The following is a 19,181-nucleotide window of genomic DNA, read 5'->3' as shown; positions in this document are numbered from 1 at the left end:
GACCGGACAGCGGGCGCAGACCCGCTTCGCGGCCTCCTCGCGGGAGAGCCGGGCGGCGGTGGGTTCCTTGAGGTGTCCGCACGGACACCTCACCCGCCCCCGGCCGCGGGGCATCAGGAAGGGCTCAAGACGAGCCAGTCTCCCAGCCGTGTTCCAGCAGGTCGAACACCTCATGCAGGGCACGCTCGGGATCCTCGTACCCGTTGACGAGGGTTCCGGCCTCTATGACGAAACGGGCGAGCGCTGCGACGCGAATGTCGCCTTCAGAGGCGCCGGTGGACTCGGCAATGGCAGCGGCCAGTGCTGTTTCATGTCGGCGCCACATCCGATGCATGTATTCCTGCAGGGAGGGCGTGGAGTTGATCAACTGCATGAAGTTCGCGAATTCCGAGGCTTGGTCGCTGAGGGCCGCCTGGCCTCGCTGGAGATAGTCGCGCAGGGCATGAAGGACGGACTGACCGGGTTCTCGGTCACGCACCGCGGCGACCAGGCGTGCCTCCTCGCCGGCGTCGTCGTCGAAGACAAGCGCTTCCTTGCTGGGGAAGTGCTTGAACAGCGTCGTGACCGCCACATCCGCCTCTTCAGCCACGTCTCGGACGCCCACATTGTCGAAGCCGTGCTCGGTGAACAACTTAAGCGCGGCGTCCGCCAACGCCTTGCGCGTCTGGGCCTTCTTACGCTCGCGGCGTCCCAATACCTCCGTCATGCCCGCCATCCTACTGCCCATTGCAAACGGGTCACTTAGGGTAGCGGTTGCACCTTTGTGTCGTTCTGCAGGAGCTCTGCTCGACGAAGCGCTCCACCAGCCTCAGATCTCTCGAGCAGGCAAGTTTCCAGCACGCTAGCGGAAAGGGCTTCGATGTCCAACGTTCCCCGCACTGTCGTCGTCACCAGCGCAAACAGCCGTACCGGACGCGCTCTGCTGCCCCGTCTCGCGGGCTCCGACGTGCGCGTAATCGCACTCGTCCGTGGGGTAGAGGATCTGCCGGCCGACGAGATCGTCCCGAACTGGACACACTCCTCCCGGGCCGTCGAGGCCCTTACGGACGCGTCGGTGGTGATCCATCTCAGCGGTGTTTTCGCCGCCGGCGACCTGGCCACCTACCAGGACGGAAACGTCGCCTCCACCCGCAGGGTCGTGGACTCGATCAACCCCGCGGCGCGGCTCATCTACGTGTCGTACCTCGGCGCTGACCCCGCACACGGCAACTGGTACCTCAGGACCAAGGGGCAGGCCGAAGGTCTGATCAACACGGTTGCCGACAAAGTGATTTTCCGTATCGACCCGATAGTGGGTGGAAGCGACGCCCCCAGTTCCTTCGAGCTGATGCTCCGTCAAAGAGTCCAGGGCGCTCCACTACGCATCATCGGCGACGGCGGGCAAAGATTCCGCCCGATCTATGCAGGCGACGTCGTATCCGCGATCACCAACGCCGCCCATGGTCTCGGGAAGCCCGGTGTCTACGACCTGGTCGGGCCCAGCGACCTCACCATCACGGAGCTCGCGGAAAGGATCAACGGGCGTGCCGTGCCGATCGACCACGTACCGCTCGATCAGGCCGCTGCGCTGCCGGGGCCACCCGCGACGGTCGCTTACCTGCTCGCCAACCCGACGCCGTCGTCCGATCCCGACACGGCCGGGCAGGCCTTCGACCTGACGCTCACCCGCCCCGAAACCAAGTGGCCGATCGGCGGTCTCTCCGCTTCCTGATCCACCCTCGACGAGCAGCCTGGCGCACGGGTGTCCCCACACGTTTTCATCGGGACGGTCGGGCGCGGGCGGCTCGCTGGAGTCTTTGAGTAACCGCGTGACGAACTGGAGGGGCGGGAGATTGGGACAGGCCATGAGCACCGGTCGCCCGTTCGAGCATCGGGGCCTGGTGAGGACGGCTGACAGTATCGACGGCATGTAGGTCCAGCGTCAGGCCGTGTGGTCGAGAATCACGTCCACGGTCAGGGAGTCGGTGGCCGGCACCGGCGTCAGGGTGGCGGCCCAACTGAGTGTTTGTCCGGCGATTCGTGTTTGGTCCCGGGTCAGGTTCCGCGCCAGTTGGGGCTGGCCTCGCTGGTGAGTCTGCGGGCCATGAGGTCGATCATCGCGAGGTGGATCATGGCTTCGGAGCGGTGCGGGTGGCGTTCGTAGTCGCGGGCGAGGCGCCGGTGGTGCATGAGCCAGCCGATGCTGCGTTCGATGGTCCACCGTCTTGGGATGATCGTGAACCCGCGGGTGTCGGGCGGTCGGTGGACGGGGTGGACGTCGATGCTGAGGCGGGCGCCGTGGTCGATGGCGGTGGTGCGATAGCCGGCGTCCACCCAGGCTTTCGTGATGTGCGGGTGGGTGGCGACGATGCGGGACAGCAGGGTCACGCCGGCCGCGGTGTCGGAGACGCTGGCGGCGGTGACCAGCACGGTCAGCAGCAGGCCGAGGGTGTCGCAGCCGAGGTGGCGCTTGCGCCCGATGATCCGTTTCCCGGCGCCCGTGCCCTGATCCGCGAGGTGAACTTGGCGGAGGTCTTTACGGTCTGAGAGTCCAGCACGCAGGCCGAGGGCTCGGCTTCGCGGCCCCGGCTTCGCGGACAAGGCGCCTGAGCAGGCCGGTGAGCTGCTCGAACACGCCGCCTTGTTGCCACTTGGCGAAGTATCCGTACACCGTGGCCCACGGGGCGAAGACGGGCGAGAGATAGCGCCAGGAGATGCCCGTGCGGTCCACGTACAGGATGGCGTTCATGACCTGGCGCCGGTCATGTTCAGGCGCGCGGCCGATGTCCAGCCAACGGGCGCGGCGCTGATCCCGCGAGGACGTCAGGACGGGCTCGATCAGTTCCCAGCGCGCGTCCGACAGGTCGCTGGGGTAGGGGTGGTGCGGAGTCATGTTTGCGAAGCAGTCGACCCAGGCCGACTCCGCCAGCGGTCCAAAGGCGGCGCTTGGGGGCGTGTTGGGAGCAGACAGGAGCAGTCGGAACGAAATGACCCCCAGGCGCCGCAGACACGTCGACTACCCCGTCAAGCACGGCAACCCCGGCCCTGCAGGACTCCGGAAACGACATCAACTCGACCGAGACAGGACCAAACGCTCACTCAGCGCCGTGAGCCCTACGATGTGGCCCCTCTGGTCGCGCGGGCACGATGCCGGCTCAGGCGCACACACGGCGATAGGAGATCTCGGGGATGTAGAGCGCCCACTCGGCTCTGGTGAGGTCCCGCCCTGCCCGGATGCACAATCCCGTCACCAACGTTGCAGGGTCCAACGGCGCCTTGGTGTAGTACACCGAGCGGCCCACCGAGCCCTGGTTGTTGAGGAAGTCGAGAGCACCTCCGACTGTTCGAAGCGTCTTCTCCTGTGGGTCGAACGCAAGGGAAGTGGCCAGGAAATATTCGCCATCCAATGACAGAGGCAGTGGCTCCCCCACGTGACGCAAGGTGCGGGTGTCCCACAACTGGACTTGGGGCTGGAGCGGGTGCTGTACGGCCAGCATGCCGCCGTCGACGGAGAAGGCGAGGATTCCGCCGCGCGGGCGTGTGCCGTGTCCGTAGGCATAGGCGCTGCCGCCGTCGAGATACGTGAGCCGCTTGGTGGCCTTGCCGTTCCACAACGCGAGGCCTCCGGCGTAGTCAGTGGCCGCCAGGAACCGCCCGTCGGGGCTGAAGGCTGCTTGGGTGGCCGTGGCGTAGTGGGCCAGCACAGCCCGCCGACGACGGCCTGTGCCCAGGTCGATGATCTCTCCGGTGTCGGTCACCAGGAGCTGCCCGTCGGCACTGATGGCCATGACCTGCCCTGAAACGCCGCGAATGGTGCGAATGGCGGCCCCGGTGCGTGTGCTGCGCGCCTCGATGGTCTTCTTGTTGCCGACGACTGCTGCCACGACGGTGCCGTCACTGCTCAGCAACAGGCCGCCGCCCAACTGGAACGACAACTGATTGACAGGTGCAGAGAAGACCAGCTCTCTCTCCAGGTGACGCAAGCGTGTGTTCCAGACCGTCACAGTGCGCGCCCCGGGATCGCCGACTACCAGGACCCCTCCGTCCAGACTCAGCGCCATCGGGCTGATGCGCGTAATGCCGTCGGCATCAGCGGACTGCGGACGGTGAAGCGTCTCGACGACGAACCCCGTCGGCTTTCCCGTCTCCCCGTCCACGGTCTGTATCTTGTTGCGCTCGGAATGAGGACTCTGCACTGCGACAGCCTTTCCGTCGCCGCTGATGACTCCCAGTGAATTGGGGCTGGCATAGGTGCGGGGCGAGCCGGCGAAGGGCCGCAGTGACCTGACGGCAGTACCGGCATCGCTGCCGCGCAGGAAGCGCAACGTCTGCCCGTCCGGTGTGAAACCGAGATAGTCCGCACCCTCGCTCTGCAACGAATAATGGATCAAGGAGGTCAACGAGTTCGAGCTCACCTTGTACAGCGTGATCACCCGGTCATCGGCGACGGCCAGCACCTTTCCGTTGGGGCTGAAGGCCACCGACGTCGAAAAGGGATCACCCGGCCCCAGGACGACGAAGGGGGCCTGCAGATCCCCAGCAGCAGGCCGCGCGGTCCGTGTGTCCCATATGCCGACCACTCCAGCGCTCTGCCCCGTGAAAACAGGCACGGCCAGCAATTTCCCGTCCGGGCTGAAGCGCATCGAGCCTTCGTCACAGACCGCCCGGCCCGGGCTGGGACTCAGGTCCTTCCCGACCCGGCGCCCGGTTCTCAGGTCCCATAACGACAGCCGGCCCCCGCGGCTGCTGTCCAACAGCCCGTCAGTACACAAAGCCATCCGGCCCGTTCCGTTGAGTTCCGCCTCACTCGCAGCCTGGTTGACTCGGGCCAGGCGGCGTGGGGTGCGCATGTCCCACACCTCGACGTGATTGCCTACAGCCAGCACTAGCGTGGTGCCGCGCAGTGCCAGCGGCCGACTGTCGCCGTCTCCCACCATGGGCGAGGCGGGCTGTCCCGTGGAGGTCTTCCACAGCCGTACCCCGTCCGCCGACTGGACGGCGACGGCGGATCCGTCGGCGCTGAGCGCCGAGTCCTGCCATGATTCCTGCGTCGACTCGACAGGCACGTTGAAGTGCTTAGTCTGCTGCTTCGTTGCGACATCCCACACTCGCACCAGCCCTGAACCGTGGCTGTCGACGCTGACCACCGTGCCCGCGTCCTGGGACAAATGCTGTTCGGCAGTCGGCACGTCCGGCAGAGAGAACGTGTCCTGATCCTGCTGTGTCGAAGCGGTCAGTAACCCGGAGCGTGCCTCGGGGACGTCTGAGGTTTCCCAGGCGGCGACGTTCAGCAGCATCGCTGTCTGCGGATCGAACTGCCGCAGTGTATCGGCGCGGGCAGCGATGTTGCGGGCCGTGGCCTGGAGCCGGTCTGCTGCCAGGGCCTGGGACCGCTGCCAGGCCAGCGCACCGGCCAGCAGGGCCAGCACGGCCAGGCCGCCGACAACGGCTCGCACCCTCCGGCGTGTACGGACACGTCGCCGACCGAGAGCCACCGAGGCGTCGAGGAAGTCCTTCTCGACGGCCGTGGGCCGCAGATGCGCGGGGACGGTGGCCGCCCACTGGACCTCCTCACTCAACAGCCTCGTCTGCTGGCGCAGATCACTCTCCTGCCGGCCTGATGCCTCCCACTGTGCGGCGGCCGCCGACAAACGCTGGCGGATCAGAAGGCCGCCCCGGTCGTCCTGCACCCAGGTCCGCAGCCGGGGCCACACCCGGAAGAGAACCTCGTGGGCGATCTCGACCGTGTCGGTACCCCGGGTGACGAGACGTACCCGAGTCAGCGCCTCCAGTACGAGCGACGCATCAGGCTCGGGCAGGTCCTCGAGTAACTCGGCAGTACGCAGACGGCGCCGCGTCTCGGTCGTCTCGCCCACCTGGATCAGCCGCAGCAGCAGCGTCTGGGCCAGCTCTCGCTGCGCCTGGGTCTCCAGGCCGTCGTAGCAGGCATTGGCCGTAGTCGCGATCGCCCCGTCGACACCTCGGGCCTTCCGGTATCCGGCAAGGGTCAGCGCGCGGCCCTCCCGCCCTTCCCATACCGCACGCAGCGCATGTGCCAGCAAGGGGAGCGCGCCCGGATCACCAAACTCCTCAGCCTCATCGTCCCCGGCATCCAGTCCCAGGTCGCGCAGCATGAGTTCTACCAGTCCTGGCTGCAGCTTCAGATGACACAACTGCGCGGGTTCGGTGATGGCCTTGGCCATCCCTGCTGCCGTCAGGGGACCCACGACCACAGCCTGTTCGAGGGCTCGCCGCAGGCCAGGCTGGGCCAGGCATTCGGCGTAGAAGTCAGCTCGCACTCCGATGATCACCAGCGCACTCGGCGCACCGCCCGAACTGCCCGCAGCCGCAGTCAGAGCGCGTATGAAAGCCCGCCGTTCACGCTCGTCCTCACACAGGGTGAAGACTTCCTCGAACTGATCGACCACCAGCACCAGGCGAGCTCGGTTCATATGCTCGCCGGCCGCCCGGGCCGCCAGCACGTCCGTGACGAACTCATTCGCACGATCAGGCCGTTCTGTCACAGCGGCGGCCGTCTCCTCAGCGTCGCCGGCTCCCAGCCGGGCCAAGCCACTGGCGAGCGCCGCTACCGGCCTTCCGGTCGGCGTCAGCCACAGATGTGGCCAGTCGGCACAGCCGGGTAGAGCGACCTCGCCGCGGTCCAGAGCCGGTAGCAGACCGGCACCAAGCAAGGACGACTTGCCCGCGCCCGACGGGCCGATCACCAGCAACGGCTCGTGCACGTCCATGTGCTGGGCCAGGCGAGTGGTGAGCTGCTCGAGCAACGCCGTCCTGCCGAAGAACCACTGAGCCTGCTCGGGTCCGAACGGCACCAGGCCCGGATATGGACAAACCGCGGCTGCAGCGCTCTCGTCCGCCTCCCGCGCCCTGGCGTCCGCCTCGGCGTCCGTCGGGGGAGAATAGGCGGGGTTGGGGCACAGCAGCAGTTCACCGGCCCGCCCGCTCGCATGCTGACGGGGAACGGGCAGTCCGCGCGAACCTAAGGACCACCGCAGATGCTTGGACGCTCCGAGCAGCGTGAGGTGCGGACCGGCCTCAGGACTGCCCTGCCGCAGCAGCCGAATCAGCTCACCTGTGAACGCGGTGTGCACGGCCCCCGCCGGGGCCAGAGCATGCTCCTCGCGCGCCGCGGCCGTCAGCACGAATCCCCCCTCGATTCGTGTGAGCTCGGGCCCCATCCCTTCGGAGCTCGCACCAAGGGTGCCGACAGCTCGCCCGGAGAAGCAGCAGTCTAGGGTCACCACCAAAGCGCTCGCGTCGCTCATCAGCAGTGCCTCACGAACCGAGGCATACGGCAGCGCTGTGAACGCCAGCGACCGGGGACGGCGGGCCCGAGTGGCCCGGGTCGCCAGATGCAGAGCCCCGCTCGGGCTGACCAGACCATGCCCCACGTAATGGAACCAGAGCACCGCTCCGGCCTTGGCCTGCTCGATCTCCCTCTCCAGCGCCAAGCCCAGCTCCGCTGGTTCCGCCGGATCCACCAGCACGGTGAGGCTGTCACGGCTCAGCCCGCAGCGCTCGACCAACGCCTCACCGAGGTCCCGGACACTGGCAGGCACTGCTGCGACGTCATCGAGGCCTGATTCCTCCCCGTAGGTGCCGCATCCCACGAGGAGAACTCGGGTGCCGTCCGCCTTGAGCGTCCCCACCCCCATCATTCTCCGGCTGGGGCTTGCGGGCCTGGGCGTGCGTCCCCGAGTTGCCGGGACAGATCCTCCACCAGTGCGCGCACTTCGTCCGGTCCTCGCAGGCTCCGCGCCACGGGAGCCGACACCTCCACCGCCGAGCCGTCCGGTCGGCTCAGTTTGCACACCACTTCGCCGACCGACTGACTCCGCGCCCAGGCCACCACGGCACTCACCAGGCCCACAGCCAGCCCACCCGGTGCCACCACCACGGTCAGAGCCTCAAGCCACCCGCCTAGCGTCTCCTCGCGCGAAGGGCCCTCCACCAGATCCACCCGGCCTCGCCACTCGGGCTCCCCGGACAACCAGCCATGAAGTGACCGCAGCAGATCGCCCGAGGCCTTGCTGTCGATCTGGATTCGGACTGCGTCCCTCATCGACGTCCCCCGATCGAGTCTTTCCGCCCGTACAGCGGAATACTTCACCAGCCGAACCGGACGCAATCCCCAAGTTGGTATATACAGAAGATAGTTATCTATTTATTGCATAATGTTGCAACAGGGCCCGCAATCCAGGCCTGAATCGACACCCCGCCGTCGACCCGCCGGGGCGGCGGGCGGTCAGCGGCCAGGATCTCGGCCTGGGCGCCCGCCGATCAACGGCCCTGCGGCCCAGGGCGCGGTGTCCTCCAGGTCTTCAGTCACGTCACCCCACTGCTCCACAAGCGCTGCGACGTAAGCCGCGATGTGCTCGGTCGGGGGATGGCCCGCCTCTGTGTTCAGGTAGCGGTCGAAGAGGTCGGTGAAGGTTCGGCCAGCGGCTTTGTCGTCTGCTGGCTGCTTTCCTTCCCGCAGGGCCAAGTCGAGACCAACGCCCGGAGGCTCTCGCGCCGCAGTGACAAGGCAACGCTGACGGCCGACAAGCACCAAGAAAGTCGGAGTCTAAAGCCCGACGAGCTTGGCGCGCTCGTGCGGGTTGGCAGCGGCCCGGTCAGGGCAACGGTCGCTCCAGTGGCGGCGAACAGCAGGCAAGCCTGGAGACCTTCTCGCGGCCGAGCGCGTTGCAGAGGACATCGGCGGTGAGGAAGAGAGCCTCCATGAGAAGGCGCCGTAGATCCGCGACAGCTGGGAAGTCGGCGTATGGAGGAGGGCCTGGTGGGTGGCCGGAAGGCTCACCGAGGTGGCCGGCAGCTAGGCCACGAACACTCCCACGTGGGCAATGGCGCGTGGTGGTCGCACTCCGCCGTGGTCCGGTCGCCGTTGTTCCGATCCGGGTCCGCGTGAACCGGGCCCCGGGAGCCGATCTTTGCGTCACCTCTTGACCTGGCAGATGTTAGCGCTCACACTCTCATTCGCACGTGCTGACGCATCATCCCGCGGCGGCACTCTGGGCCACTTCCATCAGTTTCGGCTCATCGTTCTTACCTCTCCCTCGCTCTAGTGCATTTCGATTGAGCCGTGTTATCGGAGCGTAGATGTGATCGCTAACTCACCTGCTGCCGTATCGAGAACGGCAGCTGACCGCGGTTCTCCAGAGACCGCGCCCCCGCCGACCGACAACGGCGCCCGTCGCCGCAGGCGGAGCTGGATCCGTATGACGGTCGAGGCGTACGTGCTGCTCGCGCCGAGCCTGGCCGGGTTCCTGCTCTTCCTCCTCGCCCCGATCGTTGGGGTCGTGGTGATCAGCTTCTTCGACTGGAACCTGATGGGGTCGCCGCGGTTCGTAGGGCTGGCGAACTACCGCGAGATGATGGGCGACAGCGAGGTGTGGCGCTCGGTGCGCAACACCCTCTACTACGTCGTGCTGAACATCCCGGCGCAGACCGTGCTGGCCCTGCTGCTCGCCCTGGCGATGAACCGCCGCCTCAAGGGCGGCAAGGTCTTCCGCGTACTGTTCGTTTTGCCGTGGATGGCCATGCCGGTCGCCCTCGGCATCGTGTGGAGCTGGGCGTTCGACCCGCAGCACGGCGTGATCAACCAGTTCCTGTCGCTGTTCGGCATCGACGGACCGGCCTGGCTCTCGTCCACCACCTGGGCGATGCCGGTCATGGCCTCGGTGAACATCTGGCAGTACACCGGCTACACGATGCTCTTCCTGCTGGCCGGTCTCCAGGCGATCCCCGAGTCGCTCTACGAGGCTGCCGACCTCGACGGCGCCGGATCCGTGCAGCGCTTCTTCCGGATCACCCTGCCGCTGCTGCGGCCGTCGATGTTCTTCGTGCTGGTCACCAACACGATCGGGTCGTTCCAGATGTTCGACACCGTCTACGTCATGACCCAGGGCGGCCCCGGCGGTTCGACGGACACGATGAACTACCACATCTACCAGCAGGCGTTCCAGCTCTTCCGCAGCGGCTACGCCTCGGCGCTGGCGATGCTCCTGTTCGCCTTGATCCTGCTCGTGACGGCGGTCCAGTTCCTGTACTTCCGCAAGCGCACCGTCTACGACTTCAGCTAAGGGCGGCCATCACCATGTCTTCGATTCCCACCGCCGTCCGCCGGACGAGTGTGTATGCCGTCCTTGTCGTGGGAGCGCTGCTGTCCATCGGGCCGTATCTGCTGACGCTGAACGCCGCGTTCAAGAGCCCGAAGGACCTGCTGACCACCGACGCCTGGACGCCCGCCCATCCCGCCACCTTCGCCAACTTCGCGGACGTGTGGAACGACTACGGGATGTCGTCCTTCCTGCTGCACACGCTGTTCGTGGCGGTCGTCGTGACGGCAGGGCAGGTCGTGTTCAGCGCGATGGCGGCGTACGCGCTGGCCCGGCTGGACTTCCCGGGGCGGGAGTGGCTGTTCCGGGCCTACATCGCCACCATGATGGTGCCGCAGATGATCACCCTGGTCCCGCTCTTCCTGATGATGCGTGACCTGGGCATGGTCGACACCTTCGCCGGCCTGATCCTGCCCACGGTCTTCGGCACCCCGTACGGCGTGTTCCTGGTCCGGCAGTTCTTCCTCACCATCCCGAAGGACCTGGAGGCCGCCGCCCGCATCGACGGGGCGGGCACCTGGACCATCCTCGTACGGATCATGCTGCCGCTGAGCCGTCCCATCCTGGCCACACTCGCCACCATCACGTTCATCAACACCTGGAACAACCTGATCTGGCCGCTGATCATCACCAACAGCGACCGGACCCGAGTGATCACGGTGGGCATCTCCGCCCTGCAGGGCCAGCACGTCTCCGACCTGCCGCACATCGTGCTGGCCGGTGCCGCACTCGCACTCCTCCCGCTGATCGCCGTCTTCCTGCTGTTCCAGCGACACATCGTCCGCTCCATCGCCCTCACCGGCCTGAAGTGACCCACTCCCGGGCGGGTCCGAGGCTTCGTATGTCCAGAGATGTGAGCGTTAACGCATTCACTGAGGTCCCGAGCCCCGCCCACGACGCCTCACCCGCACGAAAGGAACTTTCAACCATGTCCGCAGCCACCAGAAGAGCCTTGACCGCCGCAGCGACCGGCGCACTCCTGCTCGGTCTGACCGCCGCCTGTGGTTCGTCCGACTCTGGCACCTCCTCCGACGGCACCGTCACCCTGCGGTACGGCATCTGGGACGCCGTCCAGCAGCCTGCTCTCCAGAAGTCGATCGACGTCTTCGAGAAGCAGCACCCGAAGATCAAGGTCAAGATCGAGCTCAACGCGTGGGCGCAGTACTGGAGCAAGCTGCAGACCCAGATGGCCGGCCGCACCGCGCCGGACGTCTTCTGGGACCACGTCGCCTACTTCCCCCAGTTCGCCCAGCAGGGCGTCCTCGCCGACCTGACGCCGTACGTCAAGGCCGACAAGCTGGACACGTCGATCTACGACACCAAGCTGCTGGCAGGCTGGCAGCAGGACGGAAAGCAGTACGGCCTGCCGAAGGACTGGGACACCATCGCTCAGGTCTACAACAAGACCATGCTGAAGACGGCCGGTCTCACCCAGGACCAGCTGAGTGGTCTGTCCTGGAACACCACCGACGGTGGCACCTTCGTCAAGGCGCTGCAGAAGCTGACGATCGACGTCAATGGCAAGCACCCGAACGAGGCGGGCTTCGACGCCAAGCACGTCAAGCAGTACGGACTCGCTCTCTCCTCGGCCAACGGCCAGACCGACTGGTGGGACGCGGCCACGCAGAACGGCTGCAAGCTGCAGGACAAGCAGTGGGGCAAGTGGACGATCAACCAGCCGTCCTGCGTGCAGGCGGTGCAGTTCATTCAGGACCTGCGGCTGAAGTATCACGTCGCGGTCCCCGCCTCGGTCACCAACACCCCTAACGGGGCCGCGCTGCCACAGGTCATGGCCCGCAAGCAGGCCGCCGTGGTGTGGGACGGGAGCTGGGACCTCAACGCCTACCAGACCTCGATGAAGGGCAACTTCGGCGTCGCCGAGCTGCCCAGTGGCCCGGTCGGCAAGGGAACGGTGTACAACGGGCTCAGCAACGCGCTGTACGCCGGCAGCAAGCACCCGAAGGAGGCGTGGGAACTCGTGAAGTGGCTGGCCTCCGAGGAGTCGCAGAAGATCATTGTTTCGGCAGGGTCGGTGTGGCCCGGTATCCCCACGCTCAACCAGGAGTTCGTGGACGTGTGGCAGAAGCAGGGCGTGGACGTCAGCGCTTTCTCGAAGGCTGCCGAGGGCACCACGATGGGCTACCCGCTGACTACTTCGTCGGCTACCTATAACGTCAAGGTGCAGGATGCCTTCAACCAGGTGTGGCTCGGGCAGCAGTCGCCCCAGAAGGCGGCGGATTCCGTGAACGAGGAGTCCAACGCGGCGATCAAGTAGCCCGCCCCGACCGTCGTCCGCCCGCCTCACCGCCCGCCAGGAGTCCATCACCATGCAGCAGCCGGCCCCGGACCGTTCCGCCGAGGAACCTTCCGAGCAGGACGCCGACCGACACCGTTCGGTCAGCATCTTCGACGTGGCCAAGGCGGCCGGGGTCTCTCACCAGACCGTCTCCCGCGTGATCAACAGCCGCCCGAGGGTGAGCAAGGCCACCCGGGAGAGGGTGCTCGAGGTCATCGACGAGCTGGGCTACAAGCCCAACCGGCTCGCCCGGGCGTTGGCTGGGGGAGTGGTGCGCTCGGTGACCGTGCTCACCGCGGACACCACCCTGTACGGGGCGTCTCTGGCGCTGCGGGGCATCGAGGAGGCGGCGCGGGCGGCGGAGTTCGCGGTGGCCATCAGTGTCCTGGACGAGCACTCGCCGCTCACGTCGGACGATGTGGCGAGCAGGCTCGCCAGGCCGGGGGAGCCGGTGCTGGTCATCGCCTTCAACGCGCCCGGCGAGCGCGCCTGGCGCGCCCTGCCCGCGGACTTCCCTGCGGCTGCCGTCGTGGAGCGCCCGCAGGAGGGGCAGGCCGGTAACCGGCCCGAGGCCTGGCTGGACGACCGCGTGGCGGCGGCACAGGCCACGCGGTACCTGCTCAGCCTGGGCCATCGCACCGTCCACCACCTGGCGATCCCGTCCTCCACCAGCAGGGTGGGCCAGCGCGCCGAGGGCTGGCGGGATGCCCTGGTGGCGGCAGGGCGGCCGGTCCCCGAACCGCTCGAAGGCGGCTGGAGCCCGCGATCCGGGTACCTGGCCGCCCGCGCCCTGGTCGCCGACCCGCAGGTCACCGCGGTGCTCTGCGGCAACGACGAACTGGCGCTCGGCGTGCTGCGCGCGGCCCGGGAAGCCGGCCGGGACGTGCCGGGTGACCTGAGCGTCGTCGGCTTCGACGACGCGCTGTACGCGGGCTACACCCACCCGGCCCTGACCACCGTACGACTGGACTTCGAAGGGCTCGGGCGGGGCGCGTTCGGCATGCTGCACCGGCTGCTCGACCCGGAGAACGCGCCCGCGCCGCCGCTGTGGGCGGAACCCGAGCTGATCGTCCGGGAGAGCACGGGCGTGGCACCCCACCGCTCCCACTGAAAACCCGCCCGGCGGAACCTCCCGTCGGCCCGAATCTCTCCGCAAGCACTGCCCTTTCCCGATCCGACCCGCTTCCGAGGGCCTTCTCCCCGACGGTGCCGAGTCCGCAGACAGTGACGCGTATCAGTGAGCCGCACCGCTCCTTCCGCGGGGGATGTGAGCGGTAACACCCTCGTGTCCCGGCCCTACCATCCGACCTCCCGCAGCGTGGCGGGAGGGGAAAGCCAGGTCTCCATGCCACTTCACACACCCCGAGCGGCACAGCCGCGGAGCCGCCGTCCGAGAACGTCCCTGACCGGGACACTGCTGGCCGCCGCACTCGTCGGTACGGTCCTCGCCCTGCCCCAGTCCGCGTCCGCGGCCACCCAGACCTTCGCCGTGGACCTCGGCACCACCACCGGAGCCGTCCTGCACGGTTCGAACGGCGCGCTCTACGGGCAGAGCGACGACGGCGTGCCGGGTGACAACCTGCTCGCGCCGCTGAAACTGACCACCGGTTCCCAGAAGCCCCCGAACGGAGCCCAGCACCCCAACGGCGACATCCTGGACGTGGCGCCCTCGTTCTTCCGCAACGGCGGCGGAACGATGTACACCAATATCCAGGACATGTACTCGGACTGGCCCTACCAGAACCTGGGCATCACCGACTACCTCACCAAGGTCGACAGCGCCGTCAACGCGGTCAAGGCGACCTCGTACGCCGACAAGGTGGTCTTCGTCCCGTTCAACGAGCCGGACGGCAACTGGTACACCGGGATCGGCAGTTCCAACTCCAGCACCTACCAGTCCGCGCTCAACAGCTTCAACGCCGACTGGAGCACCGTCTACGCGCGCATCAAGGCCGACTTCCCCGGCGCGAAGATAGGCGGGCCCAACACGGCCAACTGGAACAGCAAGTTCTTCGGCGACTTCCTCACCTACGCCAAGGCCAACAACCAGCTCCCCGACGTCTTCACCTGGCACGAGCTGGGCCCGTCCTCGCTGGCCAACTACCGCGGTCACTACAGCACTTACCGTTCCCTGGAGAGCGCTCGCGGCATCAGCCCGATCACGGTCAACATCGACGAGTACGCCAACCGTCGCGACCTGTCCGTGCCCGGGCAGATGATTCAGTGGGCGTCGATGTTCGAGGACACCAAGGTCTACGCCCAGCAGCCGTACTGGGACATCGCCGGCAACATGGACGGCAACACCGTCCACACCAACATCCCCAACGGGACATGGTGGTTCTGGCGCTGGTACGCCGGCATGACCGGGCAGACCGTCAAGACCACCCCGCCACAGGCCAACGTCCAGGACACGCTCCAGGGCATCGCCTCCCTCGACACCGGCCGCAAGCAGGCCCAGGTCATCGTCGGCGGCTCCGCCACCGACACCAACGTGGTGCTCAACAACATTCCCAGCACCACCTTCGGCAGCAAAGTCGAGGTCACCGTCCAGGCCCTGGACTGGAGCGGATACGAAGGCGCCTCCGCGCCTCCGCAGACCATCTCCCGCGCCGCCTACACGCCCTCCGGCGGCTCCATCACCGTGCCGCTGACCGGCCTGAACCCCATGTCGGCGTACCGCATCACGGTCACCCCCAACGGCGGCGGCACCGCCATCACGCCCAGCGTGCCGTACAGCGCCTCGTACGAGGCCGAGAACGCGGCCATCACCAACGGCACCGTCGTCACCCAGGCCACCGGCGCCAGCTACTCAACCGCCCAGCTGTACGCCACCTCCGGCACCAAGGACGTCGGCTACCTCACCCAGATCGACAGCAAGGTCGTCTTCACCGTCAACGCCCCGACCCCCGGCACCTACAACCTGCGCATCTTCTACGGCAACCAGAACGGCTCCCCGTCCCAGCAGGCCCTGCGCATCGACGGCGCCAACCCCCAGTTCGTCACCTACCCCTCCACCCTGAACTGGCAGTACCGCTCCACCGTCGCCGTCCCGGTCACCCTGAGCGCCGGCAGCCACACCGTCTCGCTCGCCGTGACCGACCCGACGCTGGGCACCTCCAAGGGACAGGTCACCCTCGACAAGATCGACCTCACCGCGGCCTCCAGCAGCCCTGAGACGGTGTACGAGGCCACGCTCGCGGACATCAGCGGCAGCCCGTCGTACTCGTACAGCGATGTCGGCGAGACCGGCACCGGCCGACTCGTGATGACCTCCGGCGACAAGGCCACCTTCGACGCCTACGCCCCAACCGACGGCTACTACACCGTCAAGACCGACTACGCCTCGGCCGGCGGCAGCACCGCGCTCGCCCTGAACGGCACCACGGTCGCCACCTACGGCTCGTCCGGCGGCTCGACCACGACCTCCAGCAGCAGGCTGTATCTCGCCGCGGGCATCAACCGCCTCACGGTCAGCCCGAACAGCGGCACCACGCTCACGTTGAGCGATCTGAAGGTGGCCGGCTCCGGCGACACCACCGGCGTCACCAAGTACGAGGCCGAGAGCGCGACGCTCGCCGGACAGGCCAAGGCACAGACCGACGGCTGGGCCTCGGGCGGCAAGAACGTCGGCTACGTCGGCAACGGCAGCGGCAACACGCTCACCTTCGCCAATGTCAGTGCCGCCGCGGCCGGCCGCTACACGGTCGTCATCCACTACGCCCACAACGACCGGGCGGGCTCCGGCAACTACAACACCAACGTCGAATCCCGCACCGCCCAGCTGTCGGCCAACGGCGGCACCGCCACCACGCTGACCTTCCGCAACACCTACAGCTGGAACGACTACTGGACCTTGGCCACCACCGTCAGCCTCAACTCCGGCACCAACTCCCTGAAGTTCTCCAACCCCTCCTCCTGGGCGCCCGACATCGACTACGTCGAAGTCGCCCCCGTGAACGGCTGACACAGCCGACGCGGCGGGGACGGCTCCCCCCCCCGTCCCCGCCGCCCCTCATCCCCCCTCAGCACCGAAAGGCCGTCATGCCGAGCATCGCCCATGACCCCGCGCACCGCCTCTGGGTCCTGTCCGGCCCCGGCTCCAGCTATGTCCTCCACCTCGACGGCGCCGACAGACTGCGCGGCCTGCACTGGGGCCCCCGCCTCACCCTCGACCAAGCCATATCCCTGCTTCAGTACCCGGCCCCCGGCCGCCGCTCCTGCGAAGACCCCGCGGACGGCACCCTCGATCTCGACCCCGCCGGCGCCATGCGCTACGCCCACGCCGGCGTCCAGGTCCGCTTTCCCGACGGCGTGCGCGACCTCGAACTCGACTTCGTCGAATTCACCGACGATGCCGGCGAACTGGTGCTGCGGTTCGCCGACCGGCACTACCCGCTCACCGTCGAGGCGCACTACCGGCTGCGTGCCGATACGGACGTGCTCGAACGCCACCTCGTCCTGCGCCACACCGGTGATGCGGCCGACGGCCCCGTCACCGTCGTCCGAGCAGATTCGGCCACCTGGGTACTGCCCCGGCTGCGGGATTACCGCCTCAGCCAGGTCCGGGGCCAGTGGTCGGCGGAGACCCAACTCCATCGCACGCCACTGCCGTACGGCGAAACGGTGACCACCAGCCGCCGGGGCACCACCAGCCATCAGGCCAACCCCTGGGCCATGATCGACGACGGCAGCGCGAGCGAGGAGCACGGCCCCGTCTGGTCCTGTGCCCTTGCGTGGAGCGGGACGTGGCGGCTGACGGCACAGCGGCTCCCCACCGAAAGGGTCACCGTCTCGGCGGGCTTCGGGCACGACCCCGTCACGCAAGAGCTGGCCCCCGGCACGGAACTGGTCACCCCGGTCTGCGCGGGCGCCTACACCGAGGGCGGCTTTGGCGCGGCGAGCCGCCTGTGGCACCGGTACGTCCGCGACCACGTCCTCCCGCACCCCGACGAGGTGCGGCCCGTCCTCTACAACTCCTGGGAGGCCACCGAGTTCGACATCGACGTCACCGCACAGATCGAGCTCGCGGAGAAGGCCGCGGCACTCGGTGCGGAGCTGTTCGTCATGGACGACGGCTGGTTCGGCGCCCGCACCCACGACGCGGCCGGCCTCGGAGACTGGACCCCCAACCCCACTCGCTTCCCCGACGGCCTCACCCCCCTCATCGAGCGCGTCCACGACCTCGGCATGCAGTTCGGCCTGTGGGTCGAACCCGAAATGGTCAACCCCGACAGCGACCTCTACCGCGCCCACCCCGACTGGGTACTCCACCACCCCCACCGCCGCCGCACCGAACACCGCAACCAGCTGGTCCTCAACCTCGCCCGCCACGACGTCGCCGCCTGGCTCCACGGCACCCTCGACGACCTACTGTCGAAGAACGCCATCGACTTCCTCAAATGGGACATGAACCGCCCCTTCACCGAGGCCGGCTGGCCCGACGCCGAGGGCGACCCCGACCGGCTGTGGACCGACCACGTCCACGCCCTGTACGCCCTGCTCGACCGACTCCGCACGAACCACCCGAACCTGCGCATCGAGTCGTGCAGCAGCGGCGGCGGTCGCCTCGACCTCGGCATCCTCGCCCGCACCGACCAGGTGTGGGCCTCCGACAACACCGACGCCGTGGACCGCGTCGAGATCCAGCACGGCTTCTCCCAACTGTATCCGGCCCAGATCATGGGTGCCTGGGTGACGGACAGCCCCAACCGGTACACCGGCCGCAGCGTTCCGCTCGACTTCCGTTTCCACGCCGCGATGACGGGCGTCCTGGGCATCGGCGGTGACCTGAACCGGTGGGGGAGCGACGAACTGGCCCGGGCCGCCAAACTCGTTGCGGCGTACAAGGCCGTACGGCACCTGGTGCAGCTGGGCGAGCAGCACCGGATACGGCCGGCTGGGGACGGCGAGCTCACCGCCGTGCAATACCTGGCCCCTGACGGCAGGGAGACCGTGGTTGTGGGACTACGGCGCGCACGGCGTTTCGGCCACGAGGATCCAGCCCTGCCGCTGCGGGCCCTCGACCCTTCGGCCCGCTACCGCGACACCGCCACCGGAGCCGTCCACCACGGCGCTGTCCTCCTCACCCACGGGCTACCGCTGGACCTTGCCGCCGACGACTACGCCTCCCGGCTGATCCACCTGGTACGAGAACAAGCCTGAGCGGCGTGGACTACGCCTGCGCTGCGACCGATGCTGCCTGCCGTTTGCGGCGGCGAGCGGCATCGGTGAGGAGCCTGCCGGCGCGTGCGCTGATGCCCAGAAGCCCGATGTTGACAGCGCCACCGATGGGCGACCGCTGGCATACGCCGCTGTTCGCGGCGGATCAGGGGAGCGCGACGGCGGGGTGCGCCCAGGGCTCCGACCAGTGCGCCGGTGACCGCGATGCACGGAATCAGAGACTGATCAGCACGAGTGCCAGAATCCCGGCAACAGCGTGGATCAGTTCACTGCGCTCCATCCGCTGCAGGCATCTCGGGGCAGTGATCGAATGTGGGGCGCATCGCATGATGCGGACGTCAGGGATGCGAGCTTGCTTGCCGGGGCGGTTGACGCGACGAAGAGGACAGGTCAGCAAGCTTGCGTCTCAGGCTGTTCGGATGCGGGTGGCGCATCAGGATCCGACCGAACTGCCTGAGTGGCGGCGCGACCACGGCTTGCCCTCCCGGGACCGAAACGATTCGCCTTGCGTATCACTTATATGTGACATCATCCTAAAGGTGGCATTTTATTCGTTAAGTCCAGGTGAGGCGCTATGCGCGACCCTG

10 protein-coding genes and 1 pseudogene are annotated in these 19,181 nt (G+C 67.6%); 7 read left to right on the top strand and 4 right to left on the bottom strand.

What is annotated here, in order from left to right; all coding sequences use genetic code 11:
- Positions 1-124: 124 nt before the first annotated feature.
- Positions 125-706 carry a TetR family transcriptional regulator gene (locus tag ABZ896_RS33120; RefSeq protein ID WP_360937131.1) on the bottom strand — a complete coding sequence of 194 codons (582 nt, stop codon included), beginning with the start codon at positions 704-706 and terminating at the stop codon, positions 125-127.
- 153 nt (positions 707-859) lie between these two features.
- On the opposite strand from ABZ896_RS33120, the gene ABZ896_RS33115 reads away from it, so the two are divergent.
- The gene (locus ABZ896_RS33115; RefSeq protein ID WP_360937129.1) at positions 860-1,711 is read left to right on the top strand and encodes a hypothetical protein; all 852 of its coding nucleotides are present in this window, start codon (positions 860-862) and stop codon (positions 1,709-1,711) included.
- Between the two features lie 323 nt (positions 1,712-2,034).
- On the opposite strand, the pseudogene ABZ896_RS33110 reads toward ABZ896_RS33115, so the two are convergent.
- The 3 genes and pseudogenes from ABZ896_RS33110 to ABZ896_RS33100 form a co-directional block, all read right to left on the bottom strand.
- Positions 2,035-2,872: pseudogene (locus tag ABZ896_RS33110) on the bottom strand (IS5 family transposase).
- A gap of 262 nt (positions 2,873-3,134) precedes the next feature.
- Positions 3,135-7,649 (bottom strand): AAA family ATPase, encoded by a 4,515-nt coding sequence (locus ABZ896_RS33105; protein ID WP_360937127.1) that lies wholly within the window; start codon positions 7,647-7,649, stop codon positions 3,135-3,137.
- Between the two features lie 5 nt (positions 7,650-7,654).
- Positions 7,655-8,062, bottom strand: coding sequence for a hypothetical protein (locus ABZ896_RS33100; RefSeq protein WP_360937125.1), 408 nt, complete (start codon positions 8,060-8,062; stop codon positions 7,655-7,657).
- A 1,156-nt stretch (positions 8,063-9,218) separates the two neighbouring features.
- On the opposite strand from ABZ896_RS33100, the gene ABZ896_RS33095 reads away from it, so the two are divergent.
- The 6 genes from ABZ896_RS33095 to ABZ896_RS33070 all read left to right on the top strand — a co-directional run bounded on the left by ABZ896_RS33095 (position 9,219) and on the right by ABZ896_RS33070 (position 18,576).
- Positions 9,219-10,082: a sugar ABC transporter permease gene (locus tag ABZ896_RS33095; protein WP_360937123.1), complete on the top strand. Its 864-nt coding sequence runs from the start codon at positions 9,219-9,221 to the stop codon at positions 10,080-10,082.
- Between the two features lie 14 nt (positions 10,083-10,096).
- The gene (locus tag ABZ896_RS33090; RefSeq protein WP_360937121.1) at positions 10,097-10,930 is read left to right on the top strand and encodes a carbohydrate ABC transporter permease; all 834 of its coding nucleotides are present in this window, start codon (positions 10,097-10,099) and stop codon (positions 10,928-10,930) included.
- Between the two features lie 116 nt (positions 10,931-11,046).
- Positions 11,047-12,393: a sugar ABC transporter substrate-binding protein gene (locus ABZ896_RS33085; protein ID WP_360937119.1), complete on the top strand. Its 1,347-nt coding sequence runs from the start codon at positions 11,047-11,049 to the stop codon at positions 12,391-12,393.
- 52 nt (positions 12,394-12,445) lie between these two features.
- Entirely contained in the window at positions 12,446-13,525 is a 1,080-nt protein-coding gene (locus ABZ896_RS33080; protein ID WP_360937117.1) for a LacI family DNA-binding transcriptional regulator, read from the top strand.
- Between the two features lie 234 nt (positions 13,526-13,759).
- On the top strand, positions 13,760-16,378 hold the full coding sequence (locus ABZ896_RS33075; RefSeq protein WP_360937115.1) for a CBM35 domain-containing protein: 2,619 nt from the start codon (positions 13,760-13,762) through the stop codon (positions 16,376-16,378).
- A 77-nt stretch (positions 16,379-16,455) separates the two neighbouring features.
- Positions 16,456-18,576, top strand: coding sequence for an alpha-galactosidase (locus tag ABZ896_RS33070; RefSeq protein ID WP_360937113.1), 2,121 nt, complete (start codon positions 16,456-16,458; stop codon positions 18,574-18,576).
- Positions 18,577-19,181 lie beyond the last annotated feature (605 nt).

The organism is Streptomyces sp. NPDC047072, assembly GCF_040643855.1.
Lineage (GTDB): Bacteria > Actinomycetota > Actinomycetes > Streptomycetales > Streptomycetaceae > Streptomyces.
This window is presented reverse-complemented; position numbering and strand designations above follow the sequence as displayed.